Annotated in this window: 18 protein-coding genes; 9 read left to right on the top strand and 9 right to left on the bottom strand. The window is 57.3% G+C overall.

Annotated features, from left to right (window positions below; translation table 11 throughout):
* Window position 1: 1 nt before the first annotated feature.
* Complete coding sequence (locus tag AC2FJE_RS01625; protein ID WP_108858717.1) at window positions 2-601, bottom strand: L,D-transpeptidase; 600 nt, start codon at window positions 599-601, stop codon at window positions 2-4.
* Window positions 602-852: 251 nt separating this feature from the next.
* Here AC2FJE_RS01625 and AC2FJE_RS01620 point away from each other — a divergent pair, with 251 nt between their 5' ends.
* Window positions 853-1,638 (top strand): EF-hand domain-containing protein, encoded by a 786-nt coding sequence (locus tag AC2FJE_RS01620; RefSeq protein ID WP_496753904.1) that lies wholly within the window; start codon window positions 853-855, stop codon window positions 1,636-1,638.
* Window positions 1,639-1,704: 66 nt separating this feature from the next.
* Here the strand turns inward: AC2FJE_RS01620 and AC2FJE_RS01615 are convergent, their stop codons facing one another.
* Window positions 1,705-3,204: a CoA-acylating methylmalonate-semialdehyde dehydrogenase gene (locus tag AC2FJE_RS01615; protein ID WP_058271513.1), complete on the bottom strand. Its 1,500-nt coding sequence runs from the start codon at window positions 3,202-3,204 to the stop codon at window positions 1,705-1,707.
* Window positions 3,205-3,308: 104 nt separating this feature from the next.
* On the opposite strand from AC2FJE_RS01615, the gene AC2FJE_RS01610 reads away from it, so the two are divergent.
* The 3 genes from AC2FJE_RS01610 (at window position 3,309) to coaD (ending at window position 5,286) form a co-directional block, all read left to right on the top strand.
* Complete coding sequence (locus AC2FJE_RS01610) at window positions 3,309-4,211, top strand: LysR family transcriptional regulator (protein WP_058271896.1); 903 nt, start codon at window positions 3,309-3,311, stop codon at window positions 4,209-4,211.
* Window positions 4,212-4,271: 60 nt separating this feature from the next.
* The gene (locus tag AC2FJE_RS01605; protein ID WP_058271514.1) at window positions 4,272-4,709 is read left to right on the top strand and encodes a CBS domain-containing protein; all 438 of its coding nucleotides are present in this window, start codon (window positions 4,272-4,274) and stop codon (window positions 4,707-4,709) included.
* 85 nt (window positions 4,710-4,794) lie between these two features.
* The gene (gene coaD / locus AC2FJE_RS01600) at window positions 4,795-5,286 is read left to right on the top strand and encodes a pantetheine-phosphate adenylyltransferase (protein WP_058271515.1); all 492 of its coding nucleotides are present in this window, start codon (window positions 4,795-4,797) and stop codon (window positions 5,284-5,286) included.
* Here the strand turns inward: coaD and gap (AC2FJE_RS01595) are convergent.
* The 3 genes from gap (AC2FJE_RS01595) to gap (AC2FJE_RS01585) all read right to left on the bottom strand — a co-directional run bounded on the left by gap (AC2FJE_RS01595) (window position 5,278) and on the right by gap (AC2FJE_RS01585) (window position 7,581).
* A complete protein-coding gene (gene gap, locus AC2FJE_RS01595; protein ID WP_496753907.1) occupies window positions 5,278-6,282 on the bottom strand; it encodes a type I glyceraldehyde-3-phosphate dehydrogenase in 1,005 nt (334 codons plus the stop codon). The two genes, coaD and gap (AC2FJE_RS01595), sit on opposite strands and share 9 nt — an antisense overlap.
* A gap of 82 nt (window positions 6,283-6,364) precedes the next feature.
* Window positions 6,365-6,508, bottom strand: a complete 144-nt coding sequence (locus tag AC2FJE_RS01590) for a hypothetical protein (RefSeq protein ID WP_058271517.1) — start codon at window positions 6,506-6,508, stop codon at window positions 6,365-6,367.
* 71 nt (window positions 6,509-6,579) lie between these two features.
* Complete coding sequence (gene gap / locus AC2FJE_RS01585) at window positions 6,580-7,581, bottom strand: type I glyceraldehyde-3-phosphate dehydrogenase (protein ID WP_058277839.1); 1,002 nt, start codon at window positions 7,579-7,581, stop codon at window positions 6,580-6,582.
* Window positions 7,582-7,762: 181 nt separating this feature from the next.
* Here gap (AC2FJE_RS01585) and AC2FJE_RS01580 point away from each other — a divergent pair, with 181 nt between their 5' ends.
* Window positions 7,763-8,734 carry a DUF808 domain-containing protein gene (locus AC2FJE_RS01580; protein ID WP_496753909.1) on the top strand — a complete coding sequence of 324 codons (972 nt, stop codon included), beginning with the start codon at window positions 7,763-7,765 and terminating at the stop codon, window positions 8,732-8,734.
* Window positions 8,735-8,749: 15 nt separating this feature from the next.
* On the top strand, window positions 8,750-9,163 hold the full coding sequence (locus AC2FJE_RS01575) for a hypothetical protein (RefSeq protein WP_496753911.1): 414 nt from the start codon (window positions 8,750-8,752) through the stop codon (window positions 9,161-9,163).
* Window positions 9,164-9,215: 52 nt separating this feature from the next.
* On the opposite strand, the gene tkt is transcribed toward AC2FJE_RS01575, so the two are convergent.
* A complete protein-coding gene (gene tkt / locus AC2FJE_RS01570; protein ID WP_496753913.1) occupies window positions 9,216-11,240 on the bottom strand; it encodes a transketolase in 2,025 nt (674 codons plus the stop codon).
* 234 nt (window positions 11,241-11,474) lie between these two features.
* On the opposite strand from tkt, the gene AC2FJE_RS01565 reads away from it, so the two are divergent.
* The 3 genes from AC2FJE_RS01565 to AC2FJE_RS01555 are packed head-to-tail and all read left to right on the top strand — an operon-like array spanning window position 11,475 to window position 13,014.
* On the top strand, window positions 11,475-12,272 hold the full coding sequence (locus AC2FJE_RS01565) for a hypothetical protein (protein WP_496695367.1): 798 nt from the start codon (window positions 11,475-11,477) through the stop codon (window positions 12,270-12,272).
* Window positions 12,272-12,667: a cell division protein ZapA gene (locus AC2FJE_RS01560; protein WP_058277846.1), complete on the top strand. Its 396-nt coding sequence runs from the start codon at window positions 12,272-12,274 to the stop codon at window positions 12,665-12,667. Before AC2FJE_RS01565 ends, AC2FJE_RS01560 begins: the two co-directional genes overlap by 1 nt.
* Window positions 12,664-13,014: an MliC family protein gene (locus AC2FJE_RS01555; RefSeq protein WP_109311584.1), complete on the top strand. Its 351-nt coding sequence runs from the start codon at window positions 12,664-12,666 to the stop codon at window positions 13,012-13,014. Before AC2FJE_RS01560 ends, AC2FJE_RS01555 begins: the two co-directional genes overlap by 4 nt.
* Here AC2FJE_RS01555 and grxD read toward each other — a convergent pair whose 3' ends face one another.
* The 3 genes from grxD to AC2FJE_RS01540 all read right to left on the bottom strand — a co-directional run bounded on the left by grxD (window position 13,015) and on the right by AC2FJE_RS01540 (window position 14,141).
* Window positions 13,015-13,377, bottom strand: coding sequence for a Grx4 family monothiol glutaredoxin (gene grxD / locus AC2FJE_RS01550; RefSeq protein WP_108858708.1), 363 nt, complete (start codon window positions 13,375-13,377; stop codon window positions 13,015-13,017).
* Window positions 13,364-13,654 (bottom strand): hypothetical protein, encoded by a 291-nt coding sequence (locus AC2FJE_RS01545; RefSeq protein WP_496695369.1) that lies wholly within the window; start codon window positions 13,652-13,654, stop codon window positions 13,364-13,366. The genes grxD and AC2FJE_RS01545 overlap by 14 nt, the downstream gene beginning before the upstream one ends.
* A 250-nt stretch (window positions 13,655-13,904) precedes the next feature.
* The gene (locus tag AC2FJE_RS01540) at window positions 13,905-14,141 is read right to left on the bottom strand and encodes a BolA family protein (RefSeq protein ID WP_058277851.1); all 237 of its coding nucleotides are present in this window, start codon (window positions 14,139-14,141) and stop codon (window positions 13,905-13,907) included.
* Window positions 14,142-14,188: the final 47 nt, after the last annotated feature.

The raw sequence follows: 14,188 nt of genomic DNA, 5'->3' as shown, positions 1-14,188 counted from the left end.
GTTAGACCAGTCTGACCTGGGTTCCGACCTGGACGAGAGGAAACAATTCCTCGACATGTTGATTGTACAGGCCGATGCACCCGGACGAGCTTTGGCGCCCGATTTTTCGCGTATCGTGGGTGCCGTGCACAAGATAGGCTGGCCAGCCCAGATACATTGCACGGGTGCCCAACGGGTTGCCTGGTTCACCACCTTCCATACGCACTGGCAAAAGCGGATCACGCTCGCGCATCGACGCGGTTGGTGTCCAACTAGGATTTTCAGCCTTGCGCACAACCTTGGTATAACCGCGCTTCGTCAGCTCTTCGCTCATCGGTACCGAACTGGGGTACAGTTTGTAGGTGCCATCGGGGCCCCAATAGTGCACCGCGCGGCTTGTGATATCGGCCAGCAAAGCCCCAGCGCCCAGCTGGTCAAAATGGTCCTGCCAGTTCTGTTGCGAGAAGGACGAGACATTGCGGCGCACCGGCAGTTGCGTGCTGATCGCCTCTTCTGTTGTTGGGAAAGCATCTGAGCTTTGGGCGCGCAGAAGCGTCGGCGTCGCTAAGACGGACGCAGCACCCAGCAAGGCGGTACGACGATTAATACGGGAACTGGACACGGATGCCTCCTGAAGGAATGCTCTATGGTTTCCGGCAATTTAGTAACTCCTTTCCCTCAGGGCCAGATGCTTGGCTTAAATTTTCCGTGAGATTTACACATTTGACGCAGTTTATTGCCTGTCCGGACGGGGGAATACTCGGTGTCCGGACAGGTTTTTGCTGTTTGCGGGACACGGCTTGGGGTATTTTTTCTGGCATGTCTGCTCCAATTCCAGGGGACAGGCCCACAGATGTTCGGAGACCGCACGATATGACCAAGAAATCGGAAACCTTGGAAATTCGCGTATCTTATGAGTTGAAAAGCAAGTTGGCAGATCTGAGCGAACAGCACGGATCGTCGATGAGCGAACTCGTGCGTGGTGTGATCGACCGCGAGCTGGCAGGGCCTTCACCAGACACTGTCGGAGAAGATGAAATGCCCATTCGAACGCTCAGCCGTTTTGCCCCTAAGACGCTCTATCTGCTGCCGGTCTTGTTACTGGCTGGTCTTTATTGGGGGTCTGCCCAAACACCTGCACAAGCAACGCCTATGGCGCGGATCTTCTTTGCCGAGTTGGATCGCGACGGGGATGGGGTGATTACTGAACCGGAATTGTACCAATTCCTGACGGAAGAAGAGGGCCTCATCGTCGGGGATGATTGTGATGCGGCAAAAGAATCCTGCACACCAGAGGCTATTGCAGCTGAGGAGATCGATCGGGCGGATTCCAACGCAGACGGTCACGTCGAATTTTCTGAATTCGAAATCTTCTATCTGGCAGAGCGGGCGGTGGAGTTTCTCGAATATGACACCGACGAAAATGGCGTGGTGTCCCCGGATGAATTTGTGGCCATGGAAGTGCGGGATCTCATCGAGTTCCCCGATCCGGAAATGGATGAGCCGCTGTCGGCCGAATGCCTGACCATGGTTGAAAGCGACAAGATCGAAGGCATCGCCAAAGCTTGTATCCCCGCGCATGAGCTTCGGATGGTCATGGCCGAGTTTGACGCGGATTTTGATGGCAGAGTCACATTGCGCGAATTTCTACAGAACTGACCCCTCGCCGCGCAACGAAAAAGGCCGCCCAACGGGGCGGCCTTTTGAATTTGTTTGGGCGGGAAATCAGTCCATCGCTTTGAAGTTGAATTCGCCACCTTCTTTGATGCCCGACGGCCAGCGCGCTGTGACGGTTTTCGTGCGGGTGTAGAACTTGAAGCTGTCCGGACCGTGCTGGTTCAGGTCACCAAACATAGATTTTTTCCAGCCGCCAAAGGTGTGGTAGGCCAGCGGAACAGGGATCGGAACGTTGATCCCGACCATGCCGATATTCACACGGCTGGCAAAGTCGCGGGCGGTGTCACCATCGCGAGTGAAGATTGCAGTGCCGTTGCCGTACTCGTGATCCATCGCCAGTTTCAGCGCTTCTTCATAAGAGCCTGCGCGCACGGTCGACAGAACCGGGCCAAAGATCTCTTGCTTGTAGATGTCCATCTCAGGCGTCACGTTATCGAACAGGTGTGGGCCGACAAAGAAGCCGTCCTCATAGCCCTGCAAGCTGAAGTCGCGGTTATCAACAACCAGCTTCGCGCCTTGTTCTACGCCCGAGTTGATCAGACCAAGAATACGCTCTTTGGCAGCACCGGTTACAACTGGGCCCATGTCGACGTCATCGCCGGCGGTGTAGGGGCCGACCTTCAGCTTTTCAACGCGTGGAATCAGCTTTTCGATCAGTGCGTCGGCTGTTTCTTCGCCAACGGGCACAGCAACCGAGATGGCCATGCAGCGTTCGCCCGCCGCGCCAAACCCGGCACCGACCAAAGCGTCGGCCGCCTGATCCAGATCCGCGTCAGGCATGACGATCATGTGGTTCTTGGCGCCGCCGAAACACTGCGCGCGCTTACCGTTCGCAGTCGCGCGGGAATAGATGTATTGCGCGATCGGGGTCGAGCCAACAAAGGACACGCCCTGAATGGTATCGCTGTCCAGCAGAGTGTCCACGGCCTCTTTGTCGCCATTGACGACCTGGAAGACGCCCTTGGGCAGGCCGGCTTCGACAAACAGCTCTGCTAGCATCAGGGGAACGGAGGGATCACGCTCGGACGGTTTCAGAACCACTGCGTTGCCGCAGGCCAGGGCAGGGCCTACGTGCCAAAGCGGCATCATGGCTGGGAAGTTGAACGGCATAATGGATGCAACAACACCCAGCGGCTGCCGCATGGAATACATGTCGATGCCAGGGCCTGCGCTGTCGGTGAACTCACCCTTCAGCATCTGCGGTGCGGCGATGCAGTATTCGATCACTTCCAGACCGCGCTGCAAGTCGCCCTTGGCGTCTGGGATGGTTTTGCCATGCTCGCGGCTGAGCGCCTCGGCCAGTTTGTCCATGTCGCGGTTCATCAGGTGAACCATGGCCATCATGACACGTGCGCGTTTCTGTGGATTGGTTGCACCCCAGGCCAGCTGCGCGGCGGCTGCGCTTTCGATTGCCGCCGTGGTTTCAGCAGCACTTGCCATCGGGCACTTGTACTGAACCTCGCCAGTGGCGGGGTTAAAGACGTCGTCAAATCGTCCTGAGGTTCCGGCGACATTCTCGCCGTTGATGAAATGGGACAGCTCGGTCATTGCAGATCTCCTCCGATGCGTTTGTGCGCACAATAGGCTTGCATAAATTGCTTGAACAGAGGCAATGTCCCAAAGATGTCTTGCAAAAATGCAAAGGGCGGGGCGTGACACCAAACTGGGATGATATGCGGGTCTTTCTGGCCGTCGCCCGCGAAGAAAGCCTTTCGGCTGCCGGGCGTCAGCTCAAGATAGACCCAGCCACCGTCGGGCGGCGGATTGCTCGGTTGGAAGCCTCATTGGAAGCCCCCCTGTTTACCAAGTCGCAACAAGGCTACCTTTTGACCGCTGCGGGCGAACGCCTGATGGAACACGGGCTGAAAGCCGAAGAGGCGATGCGCGCGGCAGCTGGCGCGATGGCGGGCACGTCGAAAACGCTCAGCGGACAAATACGGATTGGCGCGCCGGACGGGTCGGCCAACTATCTTTTGCCGCAGGTCTGCGCGAAAATCAGCGATGCAAACCCCGATCTGGATATACAGATTCTGGCCCTGCCGCGCGTGATCAACCTGTCCCGGCGCGAGGCTGATATGGCGGTGACCGTCAGTGCACCAACAGCTGGGAGCCTTCTGGTCCAGAAAATCACCGATTACAAACTGCACCTTGTTGCGACGCGCGACTATCTGGCCTCTTACCCGGCAATCCGTTCGATCCAGGACCTGAGTGGCCATCGCATGATTGGCTACATTCCGGATATGATCTTTGACCGCGAGCTGGATTATCTAGTGGATATCGGTGTTGACCGTGTCGCGCTTGCATCGAATTCGGTGTCGGTTCAGCTGCGGCAGGCCACGCTTGGAACGGGGGTTTGTGTGGCGCATGACTTCACCTTGCCGTTTCATCCCAACCTGCAGAAAATCCTGACGGATCAGGTGAGTTTGACCCGGAGTTTTCACCTGGTGCGACATCAGGGCGATCAGCGGAATGAAAGATTGAACCGGTTTGCGCAGGCCTTGACGCAGGGTATTCGGGAAGAGGTTGAGCGGCTTGAGGCTCAAGTGTCACCTTGACAGGTTTAAGCATTCCGGCAACGCTTTGGAAAACAGGACATTATTTCGGAGGTTACGCTTATGCTCGTTCAGGCCATTCTGAAATCCAAGGCCACCGGAGGGGTCGAGACAGTCAGCCCGACAATCACTGTGGCTGACGCCTCGAAAATCCTGGCCGAAAAACGGATCGGGACGGTTGTTGTATCAGAAGATGGCGGCGAAACGGCATCAGGCATCCTTTCCGAGCGGGACATCGTAAGGGAGCTGGCCGCAAGCGGCAGTGGTTGCCTGGCGCAGCCAGTCAGCGCCTATATGACCCGTAACCTTGTGACAGCCACTCAGCAGGACACGGTTCAGGATATCATGACCCGCATGACCGAAGGGCGCTTTCGCCACATGCCCGTTGTCGAAGATGGCAAGCTGGTGGGGATCGTCACACTGGGCGACGTGGTAAAGGCGCAGCTGGCAGAACTGGCTATGGAAAAAGACGCGCTGCAAGGCATGATCATGGGGCATTGAGGCCCTTGAACCCCAAAGCTGCCTCTTGCACCTGCGGCGAAGTTATGTTTGCTTGCGCAGAAATTTTATTGCGCAGGAGGCCGCGATGAGGGTTGGATTATATCCCGGAACATTCGATCCAATCACCTTGGGTCATATCGATATCATTCGCCGTGCGGCTGCTTTGGTGGACAAACTCGTCATTGGCGTTGCGATCAACCGCGATAAGGGGCCTTTGTTCTCGCTCGAGGAACGCGTTGCGATGATCGAGGCGGAATGTGCTCATCTGACCGAGCAAACGGGAACCGAAATCGTTGCGCATCCCTTTGAAAACCTGCTGATCGACTGCGCCCGTGATGTTGGGGCGCAGATCATTGTCCGCGGGCTGCGGGCTGTTGCGGATTTTGAATATGAATTCCAGATGGTCGGAATGAACCGGGCGTTGGACGACACGGTCGAGACGGTCTTCCTGATGGCCGAGGCGCGGCATCAGGCCATTGCCTCCAAATTGGTTAAGGAAATCGCCCGGTTGGACGGGGACGTGTCGAAATTCGTCACGCCCCGTGTTAATGCCGCGCTACGTGACCGTTTAGGCTAGGGCACCCATCGCTGCGGCGGTATCCAGCATCCGGTTCGAGAACCCCCATTCGTTATCATACCATGCCAGCACACGCACCAGAGTGCCGTCGGTCACCTTGGTTTCCGGCAGCGAAACGGTCGAGCTGTGTGGGTCGTGGTTGAAATCCACTGAGATCAGCGGGCGGTTCTCAGCCGCCAGAACCCCGGGGATTCTGGCCGCGGCTTCGGTAAACAGCGCGTTGACTTCGTCCTCGGTCGTCGGGCGAGAGACTTCAGCGACCAGATCAACCACGGACACATTCGGTGTGGGGACTCGAATGGCCTGACCGGTCAGTTTTCCGGCCAGTTGCGGTAAGACGAGGCCAACGGCAGAGGCCGCGCCTGTCGTGGTCGGGATCATCGACAATGCTGCCGCGCGGGACAGGTATGGGTCTTTGCCGGCAGTGTCGTGGACAGGTTGGCTGGCTGTGTAGGCGTGAACCGTGGTCATGTTGCCGTGGACAATGCCTAGCCCTGCGTCCAGCGCTGCGGCCACCGGTGACAGGCAGTTGGTGGTACAAGACGCATTAGACACCACGTTATCTTCGGCCGTAAGCTCGTGATCGTTGACGCCAAACACGATCGTTTTCACAGCGCCATCGCCGCGGGCTGGGGCCGAGATCAAGACTTTCTTCGATCCGTTCGCGAAATGGCGCGATGCGGCCTCGCGTGTCCGGAATACGCCAGTACATTCCAGAACGACGTCCACATCGGACCAATCCAGTTTTTCCGGCTCGCGTTCACTGCTCAGGCGGATCGGACCGTTTCCAACATCCAGGCCTGCCTCGGTCAAAATGACAGGTTTGCCGTACCGGCCATGGACGCTGTCAAATTCGAACAGATGCGCGTTCATTTCCGGCTTCGCCAAGTCGTTTATCGCAACGATTTCAACGTCTGTGCGCCCGGATTCCATGACCGCCCGCAGCACGCCGCGTCCGATCCGTCCAAATCCGTTGATTGCCAGCTTGAGTGTCATGTCCTGCTCCGTCCGAAATGCGGCCAATGTGAAGTTAGCGCTAACAAAGCCAGTTCAGAGGAAAAGTCAAGCAAAACCTCTGTCACCGCCAGAAGGCGAGCCAGTCCAGAAAGGTGTAGAGTTTCTTGCCAAGGAACACGAATTGTTCGGTTCCAAAGAGGGCATAGCTGATAACAAACAAGCCCAGAATGAGCAGGGCAAGCCAGATGGCGATTTGATTTGTCATGCTAGCCCCGGACGAAAACGCCCGCCCAGTTAACCTGAGCGGGCGAAAAGGTTCAAGATTTCAAAGCAACCTTAGTTAAGGCGACCCATAGCAACTGCCACGTCGGCCATGCGGACCGAGAACGCCCATTCGTTGTCGTACCAAGCCAGAACGCGAACCATGCGGTCGCCGACAACGCGGGTCTGATCGGGTGCGAAGATCGAGCTTTCCTCGGTGTTGTTGAAATCGGTCGAAACCAGCGGTGCGGGTTCATAGCCCAGAACACGCTGCATCGAACCCAACGAGGCTTCGCGTACGATAGCGTTCACTTCTTCTACCGTTACATCACGAGCAGCGCGGAATGTCAGATCAACCGCAGAAACATTCGGGGTCGGAACACGGATGGCCGAACCATCCAGGCGACCTTTCAGATTGGGCAGAACCTCGCCCAAGGCTTTCGCGGCACCTGTCGATGTCGGAATCATCGACATCGCGGCAGCACGGGCGCGGTAAAGATCACTATGGCGGCGGTCAAGGGTCGGCTGGTCGCCGGTATAGGCGTGGATCGTGGTCATGATGCCGTTCTCGATGCCGATACCCTCGTCCAGTACCTTGGCAAGCGGAGCAAGGCAGTTCGTGGTGCACGAGCCGTTCGAGACCATTTTGTCGTCGGCCACAAGGCTGTTGTGGTTTACACCATAGACGATGGTCTTATCGACGTTTTTGCCCGGGGCAGACAGCAGGACCCTTTGTGCACCGCGATCCAGGTGTGTTTTGGCTTTCAGACCGTCATTGAATTTACCGGTGCATTCCAGAACGACATCGCAGCCATCCCAGTCCAGTTCGTTCATGTCATAGGTCGAGAACATCTCCATCGGGCCGCGGCCCAGATCCATGGTTTTGCCATCGATTGCGACATCGCGGGGGAAACGTCCGTGGACACTGTCATACTTTAGCAGGTGCGCTGTGGTTTCCAGCGGGCCGGTTGCGTTGACCTTGATCACTTCGATGTCGTTGCGGGCGGATGCCGCGATATGCGACAACGTGCAGCGGCCAATGCGGCCAAAACCATTGATACCGACCTTGATGGTCATGTGCTGTCTCCAAATGCGCTTGCGTTGGACGCCATATAGCTGTCAAAGCGCTTTCTCAAAAGACCAAAAGTGACATATTTTTAACGTGTTAGCGCAAACCTGCGCCGGTTGCGCTAACGCTTGCGCTAGCCGTCGGATCGGGTAGGCTCCGGTTGCGGCAGGTGAAGTGAAAGGAAACACCATGAGCGGTCTGTTGGCCCTGTTGGATGACGTAGCAGGTATTGCGAAGGTTGCGGCCTCGTCCGTGGACGATGTGGTCGCGGCGGCCGGAAAGGCGGGCGCAAAGACCGCCGGTGTGATCATCGACGATGCCGCCGTAACCCCGAAATACGTTCAAGGATTCGCCCCGGCGCGCGAGTTGCCCATCATTTGGCGCATCGCGCGTGGTTCCATATTCAACAAGATTATCCTGCTGCTGCCGGTTGCTTTGCTACTGGCGAATTTTGCTCCTTGGTTGATCACGCCTTTGCTGATGATCGGCGGCTCTTACCTGTGTTTCGAGGGGGCCGAGAAGATATTTCATGTCCTATTCCCTCATGGCAGTCACGTTATCGACGAAGACATGGCCATTCGCGACCCCGGCCACCTGGAAGAGCAGAAGGTCAAAGGCGCGATCAAGACGGATTTTATCCTTTCGGCTGAAATCATGACGATTGCGCTGGCCGCGATTGAGGCCCCAAACCTGTGGATGCAGGCCGCGACCTTGGCGGTTGTGGGGATCGGTGTCACCGTGGCGGTCTACGGGTCAGTTGCCCTGATCGTGAAGATGGACGATGTCGGGCTGTACCTCGCGCAAAACGCACCGACACCGATTGGGCGAGGGCTTGGGCGCGGGTTGGTCAAAGCCATGCCGGTTGTCATGAAAATCCTGTCCATAGTCGGCACAGCCGCGATGTTGTGGGTCGGCGGTTCCATCATCATTCACGGGATGGAGGTTCTGGGCTTTGGGTGGCTGGGACACCACATCCACGACTGGGCCTATGCCATTGGTCATTCCGTGTCTGAGCAGTGGACCGGTGTTGTTGAATGGGGATCCAAGGCGACGATGGACGGTGTGTTCGGTCTGGCATGGGGGTTTGTTCTGATCCCGGTGGCGACAAAGGTGGTCGGGCCGATGATCGGGATGTTTTCAAAGAAGACTGATGCCCATTGAATTGAGAATCCTGAAATGAGTGACCTGAGCCATTTGCCGGCTTATCGACCGGTTCAGAGTTGGGTCCGCATACAATTGAAGGGGCGCGCAGCCAAACGCAAAACGGCGGCCTTGTCGGCCATGAACCTTGGCGCGGAACAAATGCCGTTTGAACCGCTCAGGCTTTACCAGGTACTGCATTTCCGGATCGACACGGCGGAGACTGCGGCCCGACGCGCCAAGTGGGCAGGGGGGCGATTGTTTAACCTGCTCAGCGGCCAGTCGGCGCAATTCATTCCGCTATATGGAACGCATGTTAGGCAGGTTTTGTCTGCTGCAGGGCAGAACGTGCCCGATGGGATTGTGCCAGCAGAACGGTATGAATTGCGATTGGATTATGCGAAACGGGCCTATACGGCGTTGAAGGCCGAGCTAAAGCAGCCAAAATAGGAAAGGGCGGCCAAAACCGCCCTTTTTTGTATCTGGCTGATGAGCAGAGTGTTTACTGACCCAGAAGTTCCTTGACCTTGGCCACTGTCGCCTCGGCGGTGATGCCGAAATGCTTGTACAGTTCACCGGCTGGGGCCGACGCACCGAAGCTGGACATGCCGATGAAACCGGCTTTGGCTTCGCGACCACGTTCACCCAGCAACCAGCGATCCCAGCCACCGGCGCGAACGGCGGCCTCGATACCGACGCGGACAGGGCCGCCCGGCAGGACGCGCTTGCGATAGGCTTCATCCTGCTGCGCAAACAGCTCCATCGACGGCATGGAGACGACGCGGGTGCCGATGCCTTCAGCCTCGAGCATCGCTTTGGCTTCCATCGCCAGCGACACTTCGGACCCGGTGGCGATCAGAATGGCCTGACGCTTGCCCTCGGCATCGGCCAGAACATATGCGCCTTGCGCGGTCAGGTTCTTGGCCTTGTGTTCTTTACGCACCGTCGGCACGCCCTGACGGGTCAGCGACAGAACCGAAGGGCTGTCTTTGAACGTCAGCGCCAGTTCCCATGCCTCAGCCGTCTCAACCACATCGGCGGGACGGAACACATAAGTGTTCGGCGTCGCGCGCGAAATGGCCAGATGCTCAACCGGCTGGTGGGTTGGGCCGTCTTCGCCCAGACCGATTGAGTCGTGGGTCATCACGAAGACCGTAGGCACCTTCATCAAGGCGGCCAAACGCATCGAGGGGCGGGCATAGTCGGTGAACGCCATGAACGTGCCGCCATAGGGGCGGATACCGCCGTGCAACGCCATACCGTTCATCGCTGCGGCCATGCCGTGTTCGCGGATTCCATAGTGGATATAGCGACCCTTGCGGTTTTCCGGCAGGAACACGCCCATATCCGCAGATTTGGTGTTGTTCGACCCGGTCAGGTCGGCGGAACCGCCAACGGTCTCGGGCATGATCGGGTTCACTACGTTCAGAACCTTTTCCGAAGACGCGCGGGTGGCGAGTTTCGGCTGATCTTCCGACATCTGCTTTTTGAACGCACGGATGGCACCGGCCAGTTTCTTAGGTGCATCAAACGCATAGGCGCGGTTGAATTCGGCCTGTTTGCGTTCGGAAATCTGCGCGAAACGCTCTTCCCATTCGGCGCGTTCAGCCGCGCCACGGGCACCGATGGCCTCCCAAGCCGATTTGACGTCAGTAGGGACCACAAAGGCATCATGGGGCCAACCATAGCCGTTTTTGGCGGCTTTCAGCTGATCCTGATCGGTCAGTGCGCCGTGACCTTTGGAAGTATCTTGTGCGGCGTGACCAAGCGCAATATGGCTTTCGCAGGCGATCATGGATGGCTTGTTCGACGATTTGGCTTGCACAATGGCCGCATCAATCGCGATCGGATCATGGCCATCGATTTCAATCACGTTCCAGCCCGAGGCCTTGAAGCGGCGCACCTGATCGGTGCGATCAGCAATATCCACGGTGCCGTCGATGGTGATGTTGTTGTTGTCCCAGAAAACAATCAGCTTGCTCAGCTCATGACGGCCAGCCAGTGTGATGGCCTCTTGGCTGACGCCTTCCATCAGGCAACCGTCACCCGCAATCACATAAGTATAGTGATCAACTACCTTTTTGCCGTAATGCGCACGCTGGATTTCTTCGGCCATGGCGAAACCAACTGCGTTGGAAATGCCCTGACCCAGTGGTCCGGTGGTGGTTTCGATACCGTTCACCAGGAAGTTTTCCGGGTGACCCGCAGTTTTTGCACCCAGCTGGCGGAAGTTCTTGATCTCATCCAGTGTCACGTCCGCATGACCAGTGAGATACAACAGAGAATAGACCAACATCGAACCGTGACCAGCAGACAGGATGAACCGGTCACGATCAGGCCAGTTCGGGGCCGAGGCGTCAAATTTCAGGTGCTTTTCAAACAGCACGGTCGCAACGTCGGCCATGCCCATCGGCATACCGGAATGGCCGGAATTAGCGGCAGCGACGGCGTCAAGGGTCAGGGTGCGGATGGCCGCAGCCTTGTTCCAGTGTTCAGGATTGGCATTGCGCAGCGCAGTCAGGTCCACGGGCGTTGTTCCTTTGGATTACAGGCAGATGGGGCGCTCAATACCATCCACCCCCCAAAGTGCAAGTGGAACCGGGGGTTGCGTCGCGTTCGTGGTTCAAGAATGCTGTCCAAGTGATTGAAAGCAAACAGTGGGTATTTTCCGTTTCATTCGGTTAGACTAGGCCAATACCCGGCCTGTATTGATTCGGACGGGCCGCGAAAAAGTGAACCTTGGTAAAGAGGTGGCAGGGGCATGAGCCAGATCGAAGAATTACAGCGCCGTATCGTTGCCGCGATGGAGAGGATTGGAACCGGTGTCGACGCCCTGCGTGACACGGTGCCCGCAAGTGGCGGTGATGACACCGCTTTGCACACGGCATTGGAAGACGAGCGCGTCGCCAATGCGCAGTTGGAAGAGCGGCTGAAATCCCTCAAGGAACGGCACGAGAAGGAAGTCGACGCGATGCGCGCCGACATGGATGCGCTGAAAGCAACGACAGCCGAAGATCCTGAAAACGGCGCGTTGCGTCAGCAGCTTACAGAGGCCACCGCCAAATTGGCGGCGGTCGAAGCGGCCAGGGCCGAGTTGGCAGAGGCTAAAGCTGCATTGGAAAACCAGGACGAACTGGTTGTTCTCAAGACAGAAAACGATGAACTTAAAGCGGTTGTGAGCAAAACGCAGTCGCTTGAAGATGAGAATAAAAAGTTGCGGTCCGAATTGGCCGACAGCGAGCGTGTTGCGGAGTTAAGCGCAGAGCTTGAGATGTTGCGTGCGGAACGTGCCAGCCACGGCGCGGCCATGTCGCGTTTGGATGATGATCTTCAACGTATGCGCAAGGCGAACGAACAACTGCGCAACTCGGTGGATGAATTGCGGGCGGCCAGCAAGGACGGTCTGGCCGATGCCGAGCTGTTGAACCGCGCGACTGTGGCCGAACTTGAGGCGACAAAGGCTGCACAGGCAACCGACGCTGCCGAAGCTCAGGCTGTACTGGCCCGGCTGGAGCCGTTGCTGTCGCAGGCAAAGCTGGCTGAGGGAGAGGTAGAGTAATGCCCGAATTGACCATTCATATCGGTGGCCGTGGTTTTGACGTTTCCTGCCAGGACGGTGAAGAGCCATTTCTGCAATCTGCGGCGAAAATGCTGGATGACGAAGCGCAGGTTTTGTCTGATCAGATCGGTCGGATGCCCGAAGCACGCATGCTGTTGATGGCTGGGCTGATGCTGGCCGACAAGACCGCCGCGACAGATGACAAGCTCAAACGGGCAGAGGCCAAGCTGGCCGAAGTTGAAGCCGAATTGCAAAGCCTGCGCAACCGGCCCGAGCCCGAGCCTGAAAGGATTGAAGTGGCGGTCGTCCCGCCTTCGGTCACGGACACACTGGCCGAACTGGCCGCACGCGCTGAGGCCTTGGCCTCGGTGGTTGAGGAGAATACGGCGAAATGAATGCGTTGAAAACGGTAGCGTTGGCCGGATTGTTCGGTCTACCAGGGGGCTTGGCCTGGGCGGACATGGATATCCTGCCGGTTAGCTTCACCTGCCAGAATGGCATTGAGTTGCAGGTTGCGTATTTCAATGCGTCCGACGGCTCCGGTGCGGCGGCGATGATGGTAGACAACCAATTGGTTGCCTTGCAGCAAGTGCCCAGCGGATCAGGTATTCGCTATGAATCCAAAGGAGAGACCGGGTCGTATATCCTTCGGTCAAAAGGGTGGGATGCGACCGTCAGCTTTCTGGCGGCCAGTGGGGCCACCAGTGAGCAGGTTGTTCTGGAGAATTGCAGCAGTCGCTGATCAGGCGTTTGCTTCGCGAATTTTGTCAGCTGCTTCTTTGTTGAATTCGACACCATTTTCGTCAAACAGCGTGTCCAATTCGCCCGACAGGGTCATCTCGGTGATGATGTCGCAACCGCCGACGAATTCACCTTTGACGTACAGCTGTGGCACGGTCGGCCAGTCAGAATAATCCTTGATGCCCTGACGAACCTCTTCGTCGGCCAGAACATTAACATCGGCATATTCAACGCCCATGTAGTTCAGCACGCCGGCCACGCGGGACGAGAACCCACATTGGGGCATCTCTTTGGTGCCTTTCATGTAGAGCACCACATCGTTGGCTTTGACGGTTTCGTTGATCTGAGTCTTAACGTCGGTCATCTTGCTTGTCCTTTTCACCCGCGTCGGGGGCGGTCGTTTCATCCTTTGGCGGGTCCGGGACCCATCCTTCTTCTTCTAGTCGCCGATGCTCGGCCTGTGCCAGGGCCAGCGGATCCAGCCCGTATCTTTCAATGCCGCCGACCTTGCTGATCTTGTCCGGGTCCGGGCGCATGTCGGCCAGCTTACGCTTTCTGTTGCGCTTCACATAGGCTTCGATAAGTGCCGCGGCAACTATCAATGCTGCAATGATGCCTATCCAGAAGAGCCAGCCGTTCATTTTTGGGGAGCCATTGTCTTTGCGTATTGCTGCGGATCACGCGGAACAACTATCGCACTCACCGCGCCCCCCCTGCCTCCGTCCATCGTTGAGGCGACCACGCTGGCATTCTGACTGGGGGTCGCGCCTTTGCGTCCACGAGTGATAGGTTTTCGTGCGGAGCGGCTACGCCTAAAAATGGCGACGACGTAAATACCCACGATGCCGACAAACACGGCGCCCCAAATAGAATATGCCCAAAAAGCCGTGCTCACTCAGGTACTTTCGTCGTCAGCGCCAGAGCGTGTAACTCGCCGTCCGCGCCGTCCATTTTGCCCTTCAGGGCCGCATAGACCGCGCGCTGCTGTTGCACCCGGTTTTTCCCGCGAAAGCTTTCGTCCACGACCATTGCGGACATATGCACACCATCGCTGCCGCCAACCTGAATTTCCGCATCCGGAAAGGTTTCGCGCAGTAGGGCTTCGATTTCGTGGGCGCTCATCGGCATGTAGGTTTCTCCTGAAGGTCTTTCTCAAGATGTAGAGCTCCCAGACG

The organism is Ruegeria sp. CDSC002, assembly GCF_059610905.1.
This window is presented reverse-complemented; position numbering and strand designations above follow the sequence as displayed.